At 64.7% G+C, this 17,942-nt stretch carries 16 protein-coding genes; 3 read left to right on the top strand and 13 right to left on the bottom strand.

The genetic code is table 11. The features are described from left to right. Positions 1-53: 53 nt before the first annotated feature. Both scpA and AC4HIX_RS07820 read right to left on the bottom strand, forming a co-directional pair. Positions 54-2,183, bottom strand: a complete 2,130-nt coding sequence (scpA, locus tag AC4HIX_RS07815) for a methylmalonyl-CoA mutase (RefSeq protein ID WP_490398559.1) — start codon at positions 2,181-2,183, stop codon at positions 54-56. Further along, complete coding sequence (locus tag AC4HIX_RS07820) at positions 2,149-3,081, bottom strand: hypothetical protein (protein ID WP_490398560.1); 933 nt, start codon at positions 3,079-3,081, stop codon at positions 2,149-2,151. Before AC4HIX_RS07820 ends, scpA begins: the two co-directional genes overlap by 35 nt. 177 nt (positions 3,082-3,258) lie before the next feature. Here AC4HIX_RS07820 and AC4HIX_RS07825 point away from each other — a divergent pair, with 177 nt between their 5' ends. Then, positions 3,259-3,693 (top strand): DUF4174 domain-containing protein, encoded by a 435-nt coding sequence (locus AC4HIX_RS07825; RefSeq protein WP_475051032.1) that lies wholly within the window; start codon positions 3,259-3,261, stop codon positions 3,691-3,693. A 19-nt stretch (positions 3,694-3,712) separates the two neighbouring features. Here the strand turns inward: AC4HIX_RS07825 and AC4HIX_RS07830 are convergent, their stop codons facing one another. The 3 genes from AC4HIX_RS07830 to AC4HIX_RS07840 form a co-directional block, all read right to left on the bottom strand. Further along, positions 3,713-4,216 (bottom strand): hypothetical protein, encoded by a 504-nt coding sequence (locus tag AC4HIX_RS07830; protein ID WP_490398561.1) that lies wholly within the window; start codon positions 4,214-4,216, stop codon positions 3,713-3,715. A gap of 147 nt (positions 4,217-4,363) precedes the next feature. Next, a complete protein-coding gene (locus AC4HIX_RS07835) occupies positions 4,364-6,409 on the bottom strand; it encodes an acetyl-CoA carboxylase biotin carboxylase subunit (RefSeq protein ID WP_490398562.1) in 2,046 nt (681 codons plus the stop codon). A gap of 128 nt (positions 6,410-6,537) precedes the next feature. Then, positions 6,538-6,741: a hypothetical protein gene (locus AC4HIX_RS07840; RefSeq protein ID WP_008555836.1), complete on the bottom strand. Its 204-nt coding sequence runs from the start codon at positions 6,739-6,741 to the stop codon at positions 6,538-6,540. A 677-nt stretch (positions 6,742-7,418) separates the two neighbouring features. Here AC4HIX_RS07840 and AC4HIX_RS07845 point away from each other — a divergent pair. Next, positions 7,419-8,561 (top strand): DcaP family trimeric outer membrane transporter, encoded by a 1,143-nt coding sequence (locus AC4HIX_RS07845; RefSeq protein WP_490398563.1) that lies wholly within the window; start codon positions 7,419-7,421, stop codon positions 8,559-8,561. 86 nt (positions 8,562-8,647) lie between these two features. Here the strand turns inward: AC4HIX_RS07845 and AC4HIX_RS07850 are convergent, their stop codons facing one another. The 8 genes from AC4HIX_RS07850 to AC4HIX_RS07885 form a co-directional block, all read right to left on the bottom strand. Next, positions 8,648-8,992, bottom strand: coding sequence for a hypothetical protein (locus AC4HIX_RS07850; RefSeq protein ID WP_475051025.1), 345 nt, complete (start codon positions 8,990-8,992; stop codon positions 8,648-8,650). A gap of 69 nt (positions 8,993-9,061) precedes the next feature. Next, the gene (locus AC4HIX_RS07855; RefSeq protein WP_008556504.1) at positions 9,062-9,202 is read right to left on the bottom strand and encodes a hypothetical protein; all 141 of its coding nucleotides are present in this window, start codon (positions 9,200-9,202) and stop codon (positions 9,062-9,064) included. A 214-nt stretch (positions 9,203-9,416) separates the two neighbouring features. Next, positions 9,417-9,911, bottom strand: a complete 495-nt coding sequence (locus AC4HIX_RS07860; RefSeq protein WP_475051023.1) for a DUF6497 family protein — start codon at positions 9,909-9,911, stop codon at positions 9,417-9,419. After that, complete coding sequence (locus AC4HIX_RS07865) at positions 9,908-10,336, bottom strand: hypothetical protein (RefSeq protein ID WP_490398564.1); 429 nt, start codon at positions 10,334-10,336, stop codon at positions 9,908-9,910. The genes AC4HIX_RS07860 and AC4HIX_RS07865 overlap by 4 nt, the downstream gene beginning before the upstream one ends. Positions 10,337-10,415: 79 nt before the next feature. Further along, complete coding sequence (locus AC4HIX_RS07870; protein ID WP_475051019.1) at positions 10,416-11,948, bottom strand: acyl-CoA carboxylase subunit beta; 1,533 nt, start codon at positions 11,946-11,948, stop codon at positions 10,416-10,418. 167 nt (positions 11,949-12,115) lie between these two features. Beyond that, positions 12,116-13,324 carry a hypothetical protein gene (locus AC4HIX_RS07875; RefSeq protein WP_490398565.1) on the bottom strand — a complete coding sequence of 403 codons (1,209 nt, stop codon included), beginning with the start codon at positions 13,322-13,324 and terminating at the stop codon, positions 12,116-12,118. A gap of 9 nt (positions 13,325-13,333) precedes the next feature. After that, positions 13,334-13,714 carry a hypothetical protein gene (locus tag AC4HIX_RS07880; RefSeq protein ID WP_475051016.1) on the bottom strand — a complete coding sequence of 127 codons (381 nt, stop codon included), beginning with the start codon at positions 13,712-13,714 and terminating at the stop codon, positions 13,334-13,336. Beyond that, entirely contained in the window at positions 13,711-16,485 is a 2,775-nt protein-coding gene (locus tag AC4HIX_RS07885; protein ID WP_490398566.1) for a hypothetical protein, read from the bottom strand. Before AC4HIX_RS07885 ends, AC4HIX_RS07880 begins: the two co-directional genes overlap by 4 nt. Positions 16,486-16,666: 181 nt before the next feature. Between AC4HIX_RS07885 and AC4HIX_RS07890 the strand changes: the two genes are divergently transcribed. Beyond that, on the top strand, positions 16,667-17,878 hold the full coding sequence (locus AC4HIX_RS07890; RefSeq protein WP_490398567.1) for a multidrug effflux MFS transporter: 1,212 nt from the start codon (positions 16,667-16,669) through the stop codon (positions 17,876-17,878). The last annotated feature ends 64 nt before the right edge of the window (positions 17,879-17,942 follow it).

Raw genomic sequence — 17,942 nt, forward strand, 5'->3', positions numbered from 1 at the left:
GCAGGCACCTGCGGGTGCGGGAGAGCCTCCCCTGTCCCGCAGGTGCCGTTTGCTTAAGCGCGGGCTTCGCGGATCAGGCGCAGGATGTCCTGGGCCGCTTCCGGGATGTTGGTGCCGGGGCCGAAGATCGCCTTGACGCCTTTGCTGTACAGGAACTCGTAATCCTGCTGCGGGATCACACCGCCGCAGATCACGATGATGTCCTCTGCGCCTTCCGCCTTCAGCGCTTCGACCAGCTGCGGCGCGAGGGTCTTGTGGCCCGCGGCCTGGGACGAGATGCCGATCACGTGGACGTCGTTGTCGATGGCGTCCTGGGCGGCCTCTGCCGGGGTCTGAAACAGCGGGCCCACGTCAACGTCGAAACCGATGTCGGCAAAGGCGGTCGCAATCACCTTGGCGCCGCGGTCGTGGCCGTCCTGGCCCATCTTGACCACCAGAAGGCGCGGGCGGCGGCCTTCTTCTTCGGCAAAATCCTCGATCGACTTTTGGATCGCGGCAAAGCCCTCGTCGCCCTCATAAGCCGCGCCATAGACGCCGGCCAGGGTTTTGACTTCCGCGCGGTGGCGGCCGAATTCCTTTTCCATTGCCATGGAGATCTCTCCGACTGAGGCCCGCGCGCGGGCGGCTTCGACTGCAGCTTCCAGAAGGTTGCCCTCGCCTGATGCGGCGCGGCGGGTGAGTTCGTCGAGGGCGGCCTGGCAGGCGGCCTCGTCGCGGGTCTCGCGCATCTTTTGGAGACGTGCAATCTGCGCCTCGCGCACCGCGTGGTTGTCGACATCCAGAATGTCGATCGGGTCTTCCTTGTCCTTGCGGTACTTGTTGACGCCCACCACGACCTCTTCGCCGCGGTCGATCATCGCCTGGCGGCGGGCGGCGCTCTCTTCGATGCGCAGCTTGGGCATGCCGCTCTCGACGGCCTTGGTCATGCCGCCCATCTCCTCGACCTCTTCCATCAGCGCCCAGGCCTTTTCGACCAGTTCGTTGGTGAGGCTTTCGATGTAGTAAGAGCCGGCCAGCGGGTCGACCACGTTGGTGACGCCGGTTTCCTCCTGCAGGACCAGCTGGGTGTTGCGGGCGATGCGGGCGGAGAAGTCGGTGGGCAGCGCGATGGCCTCGTCCAGCGCGTTGGTGTGCAAGCTTTGGGTGCCGCCGAGGACCGCCGACATCGCCTCATACGCGGTGCGGATCACGTTGTTGTAGGGGTCCTGCTCCTGCAAGCTGACGCCGGAGGTCTGGCAGTGGGTGCGCAGCATCTTGGAGCGTTCGGACTTGGCGCCGAATTCGGTCATCACCCGGTGCCACAGGGTGCGGGCGGCGCGCAGCTTGGCGATTTCCATGAAGAAGTTCATGCCGATCGCAAAGAAGAAGCTCAGGCGGCCTGCGAATTTGTCCACATCCATGCCCGCATCCAGCGCGGCGCGCACGTATTCGCGGCCGTCCGCGATGGTATAGGCCAGCTCCTGCACCAGGTTCGCGCCGGCCTCCTGCATGTGGTAGCCGGAGATCGAGATGGAGTTGAACTTGGGCATCTCGTTCGAGGTGTACTCAATAATGTCCGAGATGATCCGCATCGAGGGCTTCGGCGGATAGATATAGGTGTTGCGGACCATGAACTCCTTGAGGATGTCGTTCTGGATGGTGCCCGCAAGCAGGGATTTGTCGTGGCCCTGCTCCTCGCCTGCGACGATGAAGGAGGCCAGCACCGGGATCACCGCGCCGTTCATGGTCATCGAGACCGAGACCTTGTCGAGCGGGATGCCGTCGAACAGGATTTTCATGTCCTCGACCGAGTCGATCGCCACGCCGGCCTTGCCGACATCGCCGACCACGCGCGGGTGGTCGCTGTCATAACCGCGGTGGGTGGCGAGGTCGAAGGCGACCGAGACGCCTTGCTGGCCCGCGGCAAGGTTGCGGCGGTAGAAGGCGTTGGATTCTTCCGCCGTGGAGAAGCCCGCATACTGGCGGATGGTCCAGGGGCGGCCTGCGTACATGGTGGCCTTCACCCCGCGGGTGAAGGGGCCGAAACCGGGGAGCGTGCCCATGTGGGGCAGATCCCTGGTGTCTTCTTCGGTATAAAGCGGCTTGACCTCAATGCCTTCCAGCGTCTGCCAGTTGAGGTCATCGACCGCCCGTCCGCGCAGCTCTTTCTCAGCCAGAGCCCGCCATTCGTCTTTGTTTGTCATCAGGTCTTCCTCTTGTCAGTGCGATACGGGGCGGGTTCGTGCCCGCCGCCTGTTTATCCGGGTCCTGTGCCAGCGCAGCGAGGCCGTCCGCCCCGCCCGCAAGCCACATCATGTCGTCGGCATAAGCCTCGCGCAGATATGCGGTCTGCGCGTCGTCGAAGGGGCGCCAGCGGCCTGTCCCTTCCGGCAGCTGGGCTGCTGCGGAGGACGGCAGGCTGGCGCGCAGGTCCTGCAGGCAGAGCGAGGCGTTCAGGCGCACTCGCGCGTGGGTGCGCGGCGCCTCAATGCCGGTGAGGGTCTCCAGCGCCGCCTCCGGCCGGGCGCCGAAGGTTTCAAACGGCAGCACCCGCAGGCGCACGCCGGGCATCGCGCAGGCAATATCGGTGATCACGTCGCGCCAGCTGCGGGGCGAATAGGCCAGCCGGTCCAGGCTGTTCGCCGTCGGCATCTTGTGGCCGCGCGCCACCGCATAAGCCAGCGCCGAGGTCCAGTAGCTGTCGAGGCTGCGGATGCTCAGCGCCACATCGGTCACCGCGCCGCCGAAAGCCTGGGCGAACCGCGCCATGCGTTCCCCGGCGCCGCTGTAGAGGTCGCCGAGGCGCAGGTTCTGGCGCACCGCGCCGATCATGTTTTCCTCGCTCACCAGCAGGTGGCGGATGCCCCTGTCGCGGCAGCCGGCCATCCGCATCTGCAGCCGCCCCTGAGCGCGTTGCACCGGATCGCGGCCCGTCACCGGCACCGGGCCCGGCTGAATGCCGTGAAACAGGCCGTTGCGCGTGCGGTACGGGCCCCAGAAGCTGACGCCCTGCTTGTTCAGCCCCTGGGCGTTCTGGCGCAGATATTCCTGAAAGGATGTTGTCGCGCAGCGGTGCGCGCCGGTATGAAGGATGACTTTCATCGTGTTACGGGACCTCTGCTGGAGGGCCGCAGGCCGCAGCCCGGTCAAGGGGAATTGCACAATCATGGCCGGCAACCCCTCATTATCCCGTTAACGATGATATTTTTTGCCCGTGTGCGGGTTTTCTCCGTCGCATTTGCCGCCGCCGCACATATATTCAACGGAACAGGAGAGATCATGAAAGCAATCCTATCCGTTGTTTTGGCAGGTTTTCTTCCGCTGGCGGCCGTCGCGGCCGATGGCAGCGCGCCTGAACTGATCCAGCCCGGGTACGATGGGGACCTGGAGGAATTCCAGTGGACGCACCGCCCGGTGGTGGTGTTTGCCGACAGCCCGGAAGACCCCCGGTACCATGAGCAGATCGAACGGCTGATGCAGGGCGCCGAAGCCCTGCGAGAGCGCGATGTGGTGGTTCTGACCGATACCGACCCGGCGGCGCGTTCTGCCTTGCGCAAGAAGCTGCGGCCGCGGGGGTTCATGCTGGTGCTGGTGGGCAAGGACGGCGGCGTAAAGCTGCGAAAGCCGCATCCATGGACGGTACGCGAGCTGTCGCGCACCATCGACAAATTCCCGGAACGCTTGCGCGAAGTGGAAGAACGGCGCGGCGGGTGAGCCTGGCTGCGCTGAACGTCTACCCGTTGCCGCGGACGTAGATCAGCGCCATTGCCTGCTTGTCCAGCACCACCATCGCGCCGGTTTCCGGCACGAAGACAAGGCTGGAGGCCGGATTGCGGATCGCCTGGTAATAGACTGACTTGACCAGATCGGTCATGCAGCTGACCCCTGCCAGCCCCGAATTCAGCACCCCCAGCCCCTGCGGCAGGTCGCGGGACATGATGTCCTCTGTTACCGCGTTGGGGGATTTTCCGGAGACCGCAAACATCACCGGTTTGCCCGCCTCCAGCATCTTCATGCCGGTGTTGAGGGAGCGCGCGCGGTCCACCAGCGAGGTGATGCGCGGATGTTCCGCCGTGTGAAACACCGCAGCGGTGCAGCTCATCGAGCTTTGGAAAAAGAACGTCTCCCCCAGCTCCACCCAGCCGGAGAGCCGGGCGCGCAGCGCCTCCTCCTCGTCCAGGGCACAAGCCGACAGGAGCGCCAGAGCGGTCAAAAGGCAGGTCAGAAGACGGATCATACGGCACCTTGAGGTCGTCAAACGCCCTGAGTGTCGCGGAAATTCCTGAAGATTCGGTGCATGGCACCATGCGGTGCGGGGCAGGCACGGCAGCGGCGGCAGGAAAACCCGCCTGCCCGGCTGCATATATGCCTGCCCCGCGGTGCATTATTCGAATTCCATGATCACATCGTCGACCGCCAGGCTGTCGCCCGCGGCGGCGTTGATCTTGGACACCACGCCCTTGCGCTCGGCGCGCAGGATGTTTTCCATCTTCATCGCCTCAACGGTGCAGAGCGCCTGGCCCTCCTGGACCTCCTGCCCCACTTCGACATCGACCTTCACGATCAGGCCGGGCATCGGGCAGAGCAGCATCTTGGAAGTGTCCGGTGCCACCTTCTCCGGCATCAGCTGGGCCAGCTCGGCCTGGCGCGGGGTGCGCACATGCACCTTGAGGTCGGCGCCGCGGGAGCGGATGCGGAAGCCCTGCGTCACCTTGCCGGTCTTCAGCACCAGAGTCTCGCCATTCACCTGCAGGGTGGCCAGCTGGTCGCCCGGCGTCCAGTCCGAGGTCACACGGTAGCTGCCGCCGCCCTCGAAATTGACGGTTGCACCCTCGCGGTCGGCGTCGATCACCACGTTAAAGGACTGGTCCTGCAGGGTGACGACCCAATCAGTGCCGACCTTGCGCTCGTGGTTGTCCATCCGGCCGGACACGCGGGTGCGGCGGATTTCGGCAACCCGGTGCATTGCGGCGCAGGACGCCGCGATCTTGCGCAGGTCGTCGCTGTGCAGTTCGACCCCCTCGAAGCCCTCGGGGTACTGCTCCTCGATGAAGGCGGTGGTCATCGAGCCCTCGATGAAGATCGGGTGGTCCATCACCGCCGACAGGAACGGCAGGTTGTGGCCGATGCCCTCTACCTCGAAGCTGTCGAGTGCGGTGCGCATGGCGCCGATGGCGTCCTCGCGGGTCGGCGCCCAGGTGCAGAGCTTGGCGATCATCGGGTCGTAGTACATCGAGATCTCGCCGCCCTCATAGACGCCGGTGTCGTTGCGCACGGCGGCTTCGCCTGCCGGCGCATCGCCCTGCCACTTGCCGTTTTCCAGCATCGGGCCTGCGGCGGTTTCCTGCGGCGGGCGGTAGCGGGTCAGGCGGCCGATGGACGGCAGGAAGCCGCGGTAGGGGTCCTCGGCATAAAGGCGGTTTTCAATCGCCCAGCCGGTGAGTTTCACGTCCTCCTGGCGCAGCGGCAGTTCCGCTCCGTCGGCGACGCGGATCATCTGCTCCACCAGGTCGACGCCGGTGATCAGTTCCGTCACCGGGTGCTCCACCTGCAGGCGGGTGTTCATTTCCAGGAAGTAGAAATTCTTGTCGCCGTCGACGATGAATTCCACGGTGCCTGCGGAGGAATAGCCCACCGCCTTGGCCAGCGCGACGGCCTGTTCGCCCATGGCTTTGCGGGTTTCTTCATCCAGGAACGGCGACGGGGCTTCTTCCACGACTTTCTGGTTGCGGCGCTGGATCGAGCATTCGCGCTCGCCCAGGTAGATCCCGTTGCCGTGCTTGTCGCAGAGCACCTGGATTTCGATGTGGCGCGGCTGGGTGACGAATTTCTCGATGAAGATCCGGTCATCGCCAAAGGAGTTCGCGGCCTCGTTCTTGGAGGACTGGAAGCCTTCGCGGGCCTCGTCGTCGTTCCAGGCGATCCGCATGCCCTTGCCGCCGCCGCCGGCGGAGGCCTTGATCATCACCGGGTAGCCGATCTCATTCGAAATCTTTACCGCCTCGTCAGCATCGGCAATCAAGCCCATGTAGCCGGGTACTGTGGAGACGCCTGCCTCCTGGGCAATCTTCTTGGAGGTGATCTTGTCGCCCATTGCCTCAATCGCGCCCTTCGGGGGGCCGACAAAGGCGACGCCCTCGGCCTCAAGCGCCTCGGCGAACTTGGAGTTCTCGGACAGGAAGCCATAGCCCGGATGCACCGCCTGGGCGCCGGTCTGGCGGATCGCGTCCATCACCTTGTCGATCACGATATAGGACTGGTTGGCCGGCGGCGGGCCGATGTGGACAGCCTCGTCGGCCATCTGCACGTGCAGGGCCTGCTTGTCGGCGTCGGAGTAGATGGCAACGGTCTTGATGCCCATTTTCCGCGCGGTTTTGATCACGCGGCAGGCGATCTCGCCCCGGTTGGCGATCAGGATCTTATCAAACATAGGCAGTCCCTTGTTTCTTGGTATTCCGGAATGCAAAACGCCGCGCCCGGGGCAAGCCCAGGCACGGCGTAAGCGCGATAGGATGTGCAGCCCCGGCGGGGCCGCTTTTCAGAGCTGCGGCGGCAGCCTCAGCATTTGCGGGGGTTTTGTTCGCAGTAAACGAGGTTTGCGGCAACGCCGACCGCGGCGCCGGTGACCAGGTTGGCGTCCAGCAGCGCAGCGCCTGCTGCGCCGGCGCCTGCGCCGTAAACGACCCGCTCGCCAGTGGTGTCGCCGCACGCCGCTGCCAAGCCGCAAAGCGAGAGCGCTGCGATAAGAGATTTTGCCCGCATGTCCATGTTCCTTCTTCCGGGGACGTCAGTGTCCCTGCGGAATTTGCAGGCAGAACGGTCAGGTGCAACGGCAGAGAGACACGCCCCTTCACATGGGCGGAGGCTTGCCGCATCGGGGGGGGCGAATGGCAAGCTTCCGCCGCTGCCTGAAGGGGATAAAAGACGGGCAGGCCGCGGATGGGGTCGCGTACCTGCCCGTTCAGGCGAAGGGGCCGGAACAGATGCTCGGCACAGCAGCGTGGCTGCGCTGCTTGACTCACGATGCACGCCGCGGAGGCCGCTGTAAGCACAGGAAATGCGGGGCCGTTGATTTGGGCAGATTCCTGCTGAATCCCGCGGGCCGTGTGCAGATTCACGCCGACATAACGGTTGGCCCGGCGGCTGCTGGCGCGGCTGCGCAGCGGCGCTGTCACATAACCGTTACGGAGGCGGCGCGGATCAGAGCCAGCCCGGCCGCCGCTGCTGCGCCCGCGTGACCGGCGGGGGGATTGCAGCGCCAGGTTTTGCCGTGCAGCCAAAGGTTTGGCGGATGCGGTCACATCTGCGGGACCGCGTCGTGGGAATTGGTCACTTTTCCCGGCGCCCGCGGTCACGGTCACTCCCTTGGATGTCATTTCCCCTTGTTTGCACCCCGTGAAAGCGTGGCCCGACACCACGCAAGGAGGAGGGATAACCCCATGATCAAGGTGCAAAAGGGGCGTTTCGCCCTGGCTGCCGCAGCGCTTGCCGGCAGCGCCGGGCTGGCGCAGGCGGACACGCAGTCCGAGCTGCAGGAGCTGCGCAACCGCGTCGAGGCCCTGGAGGCCGGAATCCAGCAGGTGACCGGCGCCCCCGGCGATTTCCGGCTGGGCAATACCGAGGTCGACATCTACGGCTATGCCAAGGCAGATTTCTATTACGACTTTGATTTCACTCAGGGCGATACTGCCTTTGTGAACAATATCGGTGAGCCGGCAAACGCCACCGGCGGCGAGTTCGGCGCCACCGTGCGCCAGTCGCGCCTGGGCATCCGCACCACCACCGAAAGCGATATCGGCACCCTGCGCGGGCAGCTGGAATTCGACCTGTTCGCCTCGGGCGGCCGTTCCGAACTGCGGCTGCGCCACGCCAATATCCAGATCGGCGATCAATGGACCTTTGGCCAGACCTGGACCAACTTCATGCCGTTGGGCCAGTACCCTGCCAGCGTGGAGTTCAACGGCCCTGTCGGCATCGCCTTTGCCCGCGTGCCGCAGATCCGCTACAGCAACAGCTTTGGCGGCGGCTTCAATTACAGCCTGTCGCTGGAGGAAAACAGCTCCACGTCCAGCGATCCGGTGTTCACCGCGGCCGCGCAATACAGCAACGACCTGTTCACCGCGCGGATTGCCGGGCTGACCGGCACTATCGAGAGCGGCGGCGTCGAAGCGGATCAGACCGGCGTCACCCTGTCCGGCGCGGTCACCCCCTGGGAAGGCGGACTGTTTCAGGCCACTTACGTCGACGGTGAAGCCCTTGGGCCGCTGCTGATCGGGGCTGGCGATGCCATTGTTGGCGGTCTGGCCAATGACGTCGAGGGTTACACCCTCGAGTTCCGCCAGGACATCGGCGAGAAATGGAATGTCGGCATCGGCTACGGGCGCGAGGACTACGACCTGCCGACCTCGACCGGCGCGCTGTCCTTTACCGAGCTGGAGACCCTTCACGTCAATGCGTTCTTCAGCCCGACCGACAACCTGACGCTGAGCGCCGAGTACATCTTTGGCGAGCGCAACGACACCGTCTCCGGCAGCACCTTTGACGGCGACCGGGTCCAGCTGGCGGTGCAGCTGGACTTCTGAGCGGCGGCCCGCCCCGCAGCAGCGCCCCCTGCCCCGCAAGGAAACTTGCGGGATTCCCGGGGTGCTATGCGTGCGGGGCGCCCGCATCAGCTGAACGCCTCCGGGAAAGAGGCGCGGGCCACAGCTTCGTCAATGACCAGCAGTGCCTCATAGCTTTCGGGATCGAAGGGTTCTTCGGCCGGGATCACCTCGCGGCCGAACAGCCAGCTAAGACGGCCGGCATCAAGGTTGCCGCGTTCGAACGGCTGGTCGCCGAATTGCTCCCACAGCGCCTGCATGAACGTCTGGTCGACGCGTTTGTCGACGTTCTTGCGGTCGCGGAAGCGCTCGCGCCGGATCAGCGGCGTGGCCCCCTTGGGGTTGGGGCGGCGGATGGTGAATTGGAAATCAGTGCCGGGCATACGGCCCGGGAACCCGCGGTGTTTCAGCATTTGGGTGCCTCCGGTCCGGCACCCCACGGGGCGGCGGGGGCCGGCCGCAGGGCCGGACCCCTGTAGGGATTAGTTGTACTTGCCGGTGAATTCCGGCTCTTGCGAGACCGGCTGCGGCTCAACCACGACGAATTCTTCTTCCTGCTGGGCGCAGGCGGTAACAGCGGCCAGCAGGCCGGCGAGGGCGATAAGCTTGATGCTCTTGGACATTTCTGTCTCCTGATAAAATTTGTGAAACCTGCGGGGGCTGTGCCCGCCGCCTGCCTCAACCTCAATGCGAAGGCAGTCAACCAACTGCCCGTGCCGAGGATAGCCGGGTTTACATCCGAGTCACATGCAAATCGCGGCAATTGGCAGCGCTGTGGCTGCAATGCCGCAAGTTTCCGCCGATCTGAGCTTTGCCCCGCAAGATATTGTGGACGCATCAGAAAGCCTCCCACATGCAGGCCGTGCCGTCGGGGCGGTAGGCTTCAAAGAACTGGGTCGCTTCCGGATCCTGCGCGCCAAAAGGCACCTCCCGGTCGGACAGCGAGATCACCACCCGCGCGGCCGTCATTCCGTGTTCGGCCAGATAGGGCAGCGCAAGGGTGCCGCACAGGTGATCCATGTCGGGGGCCGCGGTGTCATAGCTGACGGTGCCGGTGCCGCGGGCGATCTGCGGCGCCAAAAAGCGGAACCTGGCCCAAGTCTGGTCCGGCTGGCCGGGTGCTTCGTCCAGCAGCACTTCGGCCAGGGTCACCAGCTGGCCCGAAGGCACGGCGATGGCGTCCGCGGCCAGCGCGGCCTGGGCAAAGAGCGCAAAGGGGATGGCCGCCAGATATCCGCAGCCCCGGCCCCCGGTTACCCGGGCTCCTCCGGCCGGAGCTGCAGGCGCTGCGCAAGTCGCGCGCGCTGTCTGATATCGGCTGGAGCGGATCATGACGCTGATTCGCTCTTCATGTCAATTTTTGCTGCGAATCTGTGCGATTCCCTCGCAGCTGCCCGGGAATCACGCAGTGCATTCCCCTGCCCACGGCCGGCATGGCGGATCCAGCGGGCGCGGCTGGCGGGGTTTTCCAGAACCTCAGCGATCTGCCCGGCGGCATTTGAAGGCACCCGGCCCGTCACTTGGCCGCCAGCGCGCACCTTGAACCCCTGCCCTTCAGCGGCGATTTCCACCACCGGGGAGAAGCCGCGCAGGGATTGCAGGCGCCGCCACATATCCTGCCGGATCTGATGCGCCAGCCGCAGCGGGTCGCCGGCGGGCAGCACCGTTTCCGCCGCGACGTCAAAGCGCGCAGGCAGGCGGCGCGACAGCGTCAGGCTGCTGTCTGTGCGGGTGATATGCCAACGGCTGCGGGTCAAGCTACCGGATCCCTCTTCATCTGGCTTTAAATATCCTCGGAGGTGCGGGGGCAGACAGCCCCCGCTGACACATCCGCTGTTACAGCGGGATGTTGTCGTGCTTTTTCCACGGGTTCTTCAGCTGCTTGCCCCGCAGGGAAGCAAAGGCGCGGCTGACCCGGCGGCGGGTGGACTGGGGCATGATCACCTCGTCGATGAAGCCGCGCTCGGCCGCCACGAAGGGGTTGGCGAAGCGGTCTTCATACTCCGCAGTTTTCTGAGCGATCTTTTCGGGATCGTTCAGATCGGCGCGGTGGATGATCTCGGTGGCGCCCTTGGCCCCCATCACCGCGATCTCGGCGGTCGGCCAGGCATAGTTGAAGTCGCCGCGCAGGTGCTTGGAAGCCATCACGTCATAGGCGCCGCCATAGGCCTTGCGGGTGATCACGGTGACCTTGGGAACGGTGGCTTCGCCATAGGCAAACAGCAGCTTGGCGCCGTGCTTGATGACGCCGCCGTATTCCTGGGAGGTGCCCGGCAGGAAGCCCGGCACGTCGACGAAGGTCAGGATCGGGATTTCGAAACAGTCGCAGAACCGTACGAAGCGCGCCGCCTTGCGGCTGGAGTCGATGTCGAGGCAGCCCGCCAGCACCATCGGCTGGTTGGCGACGACGCCCACGGTCTGGCCTTCGAGGCGGATGAAGCCGGTGATGATGTTCTTGGCGAAATCCTCCTGGATCTCGTAAAAGTCGCCCTCGTCCGCAACCTTGGTGATCAGCTCCTTCATGTCGTAGGGGCTGTTGGGGTTTTCCGGGATCAGGGTGTCGAGGCTGGTCTCGATGCGGCCGGGCTCATCGAAAAACGGGCGCACCGGCGGCTTTTCGCGGTTGTTGAGCGGCAGGAAGTCGACCAGGCGGCGAACCTCGGCCAGCGCTTCCACGTCGTTTTCAAAGGCGCCATCGGCGACCGAGGATTTACGGGTGTGGGTGGAGGCGCCGCCCAGCTCCTCAGCCGTAACCACTTCGTTGGTCACGGTTTTCACCACGTCCGGGCCGGTCACGAACATGTAGGAGGTGTCCTTGACCATGAAGATGAAGTCGGTCATCGCCGGGCTGTAGACTGCGCCGCCGGCGCAGGGGCCCATGATGACAGAGATCTGCGGGATCACGCCGGACGCCATGATGTTGCGCTGGAAGATCTCGGCGTAGCCTGCCAGCGCGTCGACGCCTTCCTGGATGCGGGCGCCGCCGGAGTCGTTGATGCCGATCACCGGCGCGCCGTTCTGCACCGCCATGTCCATGATCTTGCAGATCTTTTGCGCGTGGGTCGCGGAGACAGAGCCGCCCAGAACGGTGAAGTCCTGGGAGAAGACATAGACCTGGCGGCCGTTGATGGTGCCCCAGCCGGTCACCACGCCGTCACCCGCCGGCTTGTTGTCTTCCATGCCGAAATCGGCGCAGCGGTGGCTGACGAACATGTCGAATTCTTCGAAGCTGCCCTCGTCCAGCAACAGCTCGATCCGTTCGCGGGCTGTCAGCTTACCGCGCCCGTGCTGTGCGTCGATGCGGCGCTGGCCGCCGCCCAGCCGCGCGTCCTGGCGGCGGTCTTCCAGCTCGGAAAGAATGTCTTTCATGGCACATGTCCCCTGTAGATTTCACCGGGACCATATATTGCGCGCGCAGCAAGCCAAAGGTAATTTTCGCAAATTTGCAAACCGTTTGCATACGATGTTAGCAAACTTGAAAATCAGCAAAGTCCGAGCACTCTTTTCCGCTGCGCGGGGCGGGCCGGACAGCAGGGTCAGGCGGCTTTTGCGATATCCGCCATTTGCCGCAACGCTGCCGTCAGCGGCGCCTTGACCGGAACGGAAACGCCAAAGGGGTTGTCCTCGACCATTGTGATCACCGGATCATCCTTGAGGAACTTGAGGTACGCGGCGATCTGGGCCAGCAGCGCCTGCGCCGCTGCCTTGCGGGCGTCGCCGGTGGCGGATTTCATCTCGAACAGCGCTTTCATCAGGGCGGTCTGATTGCCGTCGGTGGCGCCGGCCAGCCCGGCATCGGCAATCTGAGCCAGCACCGGGTGGTTCTGCGCCTTGAGCGCGTCCTGCAGGCTGGAGACGCCGCGGTCGACCTCCTCCTTGGCGGCCTGCCAGATTTCCATCGGGTCGGCCTGGGTCTGCTCCGCCTCTGCCGGGGCGTCCAGGGCAGCGATCAGCGCCTTCAGCCCCTCCGCGGCCTCCGGCAGGGCGCCGGATTTGAGGCTGGCGGCAATGGCGCGGGCCTGCTCTGCCAGCGGTGCGGCCTGCTCCGGCGGAAAGGTCTTGATCCGGGCTGCCTGCGCCGCCAGCAGCTTGCTGAGCTTGGCCGCCTGTTCGGACTGCGCCGGGGCCAGTTTGGCCTGCGCCTGAAGCTTGGCAAGCGCCGCCTCCAGCCGGTCGAGCCGGGCGGCACAGCCGTCATGGTCGCCCTGCCCCAGCAGCTTGGCGCTGGCCTTGATCTCCGGTGCGAGCTTGCCCGCCAGCTCCGGATTACCCAGCGCCTTGACCGTTTCCGCGGCGGCGGCGATGCGCTGTTTCAACGCTGCCGCAGCGCCATCGTCCGCCTGTTCCGGCGTGCTGGCTTCCAGCGCCTCGGCTTCGTCATCTGGCAGGCTGTCCTCGTCGATGATGCTGCCGTCGGGGCCGACCAGCACCGGCTTGAACTTGACCATGCCTTCGGTTTTGAACTTCTTCTTCAGCTGCTTGACGATGCCCTTGAGCGGCTTTTCCGGCTGCAGGAAAACCTCGTTTTCCTCCACCCGCAGGGTGCCGAAGCAGGTTTTCTTGATCCCCGGCATCTTCTTCAAGTCGCCGCGCAGAACCTTGCCGGGCTTGCGCAGGTCGATCATCAGGCCGCAGTTTTCCGGCTTGCCCGCCAGGCCGAAGGCAAACGGCAGCTCCTTGCCGGAAGCCTTGGACTTTTTCAGGAGCTTCAGGACGGCGTCGGAATCAAAAGCCTGGTCTGCCATGGTGTACTCCTAGCTGGCGCCGGTGGCGGCGGCCCAGTCCTCTGCGCTCATATCCACGAACTCCAGATCCGCCTCGTCGCCAGGCTCTGACAGCGGCTGATCCGGCCAGATCGTCTCATAGGCGCGGCGGAACAGCGCCTGCAGTTCGGCGTCGTCGAAGGGGTACTGCTGGCCCGCGAACTGGCCGATGCGGCCGCGCGGATTGGCGATCAGCGAGTCCAGCGCCAGCCGCAGCCAGTCGAGGTTGCCGTCCTTGTGGGCACGCCTGTGCATGGCGCGGATGTCGGCGTCGAACTGGGCCAGATCGGCCATCGGATCAGGCGCGTTGACGGCCCGGCCCATGGTCAGCAGACGCGTGTAGCCCGCGATCAGTTCCTTGCGGATTTTCATGGGATCATGTTCCCCGGATTGGCGTTGGTGTAAGTCTTGGTCTCATTGTCCCAGCCGTCGGCGACCGGATATTGCTGCATCATCACCCAGCGGCCCGGGATTTTGGTCGTGGCGGTGCCGTGCCGCTCCTTGTATTTCTCGACGTAGTCGGCGTTGTCCTGCGGTTTCACCTCAGGGTGGTCCGTTCCCGGAGCTGGGTGGTCGGTGGTTTCGGCGGGCAGCTTGTCCGGCTCCCAGATGAAGTTCACATAGGCGCGGGTCAGGCCCTCGATCTCCTCAAAGGTCTCATAGGTCTTGTCGGGGATCGGTTCACCATTGTCGTCGAGGCGCACGTGTTTCTTGTGGCCGACAAAGGCCTTGTCGATCGGGCGGCCGTGCTCGACGGTGCAGTCGAAGTTTTCCTCGGGGTCGGTCAAGGGGTCGCCGGTATAGGTCATTTCGGTCTCGTCGATGTCGATGTCCTGGTCCTTTGCCGCTTGCGCTGCCAGCTCACGGCCTGCCAGCCAATCCTGCGGGCTGTGGAACTTGGACGAGGCGCCGGTGTAGGAGCGCTCGTCATCGGAATGGGCGTTCGGCGGCTTGCCGGTCTTGAGACGCTGGATCAGGTCGTCGTCGCTGACGTCCGGGCCGTGGCGGTCCAGCGAGTGGCCCGCGTTGCTGTCCACGCCATCCTTCGCCTCGCAGTCCTCGGCAGCTTCCTTGCAGAGCGCCTGCAGGTCGGTGCGGATGCCGTCAAAGGCGGATTTGGCCGTTGCGAATTCCCCATCTTTCGCCTCGTCATCGGCGGCGGAAATCCGATCCTTGAACGGATCAAGCGTGTCCGCCCCCTTACCCTCCCGGTCCAGCGCCTTGAGGATGCCCTGCACCTGAAAACGCGCGGTGGCCATAGGCTTGACCTGCTGCAGCAGTTTCTGGTGGGTGTCCAGCATCAGGAAGGCGTCGCCGTATTCCTTGTCATTGTCCGCCCGGTCCGTGGCGGTTTTCAGTGACTCGTCGAGCTTGTCTTTGGCCGGTGTAAGGTCGAGGTATTTTTTGGTCCGGTTGTGCTCTTTCTGAACTTTGGCCAGCTTGGCGCGGTAGTCCGCCATGGCCAGCACGAGGTCCATGTAATCAGTGCCATCCAGCACCGCCTGCAGGTCGCTGGCGGCCTTGGCCGGATCGCCGCCGCGGGCGGTGGCCTCTGCCGCCTTGATCGCCGCATCGAGCGGGCCGGTCAGTTCATCCGCATCGCCGGGCAGTACTGCCAGCAGATCCTCTGCGGCCTGCCGGGCGTCCAGATAGGCAGGCATCGCGCGCAGCAGCGCCAGCGCCCCGGGGACCGCGGCCACTGCTTCGGAGTATTTTTTGCCGGCAAGGGCGTCTGTCACCGGTTCCTGGAAATCGTACCCCGCAGCCGCCGGATAGCGCTGCAGGATCAGCGCCATCTCGCGGCGCTCATCCACCACTTTCTCCAGCTTGAACACCTCATTGAGCTTGGCGTGATACTGCGGGGCGCCTGCGTCCTTGTCGAAATTGCCCGCATCCGCCAGCGCCTTATGGGCATCCCAGGTGGCGGACAGATCGGACAGCTCCGGCTCGGTCAGCACCTGGCGGAGCGCCTGGTATTTCTTCTCCAGCGCCTTGACGATCTGCTTGGACCGGCTCTGGCGCATCAGCACCTTGTTGGCCCCCTCCCAGACCTTCAAATCCGCCATGGCGCCAGCAGGATCATTGGTGCCCTTGAATTTCTGCTTGGTATCAGCCGCCGCCAAGGCGTCGCGGAAACCCTTGTCCGCCTTCAGAGACGGATCGAAGGTGCGCATGTATTTGGCCAGCGCGCCGCGCTCCGGGGAACTGTAGTCAATCAGCTCCTGCAAGAGCGCCTCGCCTTCGGTGAATTTCTGTTCCTTGTACGCCTTCTTCTTGGCGTTCTTCAGGTGGTTGCGGTAATCCTTGGCGTCCGGGACCATGCTGGACAGGATGAAGTCGCAGCGGTCATGGGTGTTGGCCATGTAATCCGCCAGCAGAGCGTCAAAGCTGAGCGCCTTGGCCATGTCCGCCTCGTCGCCGAGGTTGGCCTTCCAGCCCTCCAGCGCCGTTTGGGCGGCGCCGAAATCGCCGGTCTTGGAATGCCCGGCTGCGGTTTTCATTCTGGCGCTGCGGTCGGCCTCCGCCGTGTTCTTGGCGCCGCCGCTCATCGCGGCAATCAGCGAGAGCGTGCTGCGGGTCCAGTTGTCGAAGTAGAGGCCATAGGTATTGGCGGCCTCCGCCTTGGCGGTCATGTCCTTGGCCTGCGCCTCCACCGCCTCGAAGTCAGTGGCTGCGACGGCGGCGGCCATCGCCTTGTGCGCGGCTTTGATCAGCCCCTCAAGATAGGTGAAGGCGCCCTGATCGAGGGTGTCGCGCACGGCGGCAAACTTGGCCTCAGCCTCCGCCTGGGCGGCCTGCGCCTTGCCGCGGGCCGCGGCGGTGGCACTCTGCACGGCGAGCTGGCTGGACAGTTCCTGGATATCACTGTCGATCTGATCGAAGGCATCCGCGCCGCCCGCGCTGAGGATTTCCTTTTTCAGCGCCTTGCGCCCGCCCGCCAGGCTGCGCCGGGCGCCGGAGCTGAGAGTGGCGGGGATGGTGATCTTGGCCAGTTCCGCCAGCGCCGCCTTGCGCCGGGCTTCCAGTTCCTCATCCCCGGGATCCGGCATATCCGGCATGGTCCAGGCCTTGATGGCATAAAACCGTTCGGCCCACTGGCGGATGGCAGGGTTGTTGGCAAGCGGATCCGGGGTATTGGCCATGTATCACCTCAACACAACAAAGGGGCGGCCTTGGGGAAATGCGCGAAAATATGCGCTGCCTAAGCAACCATAGGTGACGCCGCGATTTTCATGCAAGGGTATTCTGACGCTGCGGCAAGCCTGTGCGCAGCCGCGCAGAGGATTGATGGACAACCGCCCCGGACTGCTCTAACCCGATGGTATGTCCACATATAATACCCGCGTGTCCGGACAGCGGACGCCCCCGCGCATTTTCACCCTGATCCTGCTCGCCGGCCTGTCGGCGCTTGGCATGAACCTGCATCTGCCGTCGCTGGCGGGCATGTCGGAGTATTACGCGGTCGACTACCGGGTGATGCAGCTGTCGGTGGCGCTGTATCTGGCGGGCAATGCGGTGGTGCAGATCTTTGTCGGGCCGATTTCCGACCAGATGGGGCGGCGGCCGGTGATCCTGGGCAGCATCGTGCTGTTCCTGCTGGCCACGCTGGGCTGTATTTATGCCCCCACAGCAGAGATATTCCTGATGTTCCGGGTGGCGCAAACGGCGGTCGCGGCCACCATGGTGCTGAGCCGCGCCGCGGTGCGCGACATGTATGACACCAACGAGGCCGCCAGCATGATCGGCTATGTCACCATGGGTATGGCAATCGTGCCGATGATCGGCCCGGCGATCGGCGGTTTCCTGGATCAGTGGATGGGGTGGAAGGCTAATTTCTGGATGCTGTTCCTGGTCGGTGCGGCCACGCTGATGATCACCTTCACCGACTTTGGCGAGACGGCGCACAAGAGCGGCAAGACGCTGATGGCGCAGTTCCGCGAGTATCCCGAGCTGCTGCGCTCGCCGCGGTTCTGGGGCTATTCGCTGTCTTCCGGTTTGGCCTCGGGCGCGTTCTTCGCCTACCTCGGCGGCGCGCCCTTTGTCGGCACTGAGGTCTACGGCCTCAGCACGGCGGAGCTGGGCGTTTACTTCTCTGCGCCTGCGGTGGGGTATTTTGCCGGCAACTTCATCTCCGGCCGCTACTCCACGCGGCTGGGCGTCAACCGCATGGTGCTGTGGGGCTGCGTGATCAATGGCGGCGGGGTGCTGCTGTCGCTGCTGATTGCGATGGCGGGCGCAGATACTGTGTGGACCTTCTTTGGCCTCATGTGCTTTGTCGGGCTTGGCAATGGCATGGCGATCCCCAATGCCACCGCGGGCGCGATTTCAGTGCGGCCGCATCTGGCAGGCACGGCCTCCGGCCTCAGCGGCGCGATCATGATCGGCGCAGGCGCGGCGCTCAGCGCCTTTGCCGGGATGATGCTGGTGCCGGGTTCCACGGCGGTGCCGCTGCTGGCGATCATGTTTGCCACCGCCGCCTGCGGGCTGATTGCGATCCTGCTGGTTGTCTGGCGGGAGCGGCAGATCCGCGCATAGGAATCGCCGCAGCCTTGCAGGCATCTCTTTGCAATTATACTGTTCGCAGGAGTTCGATTTGCAA

The organism is Leisingera sp. (genome assembly GCF_982940295.1).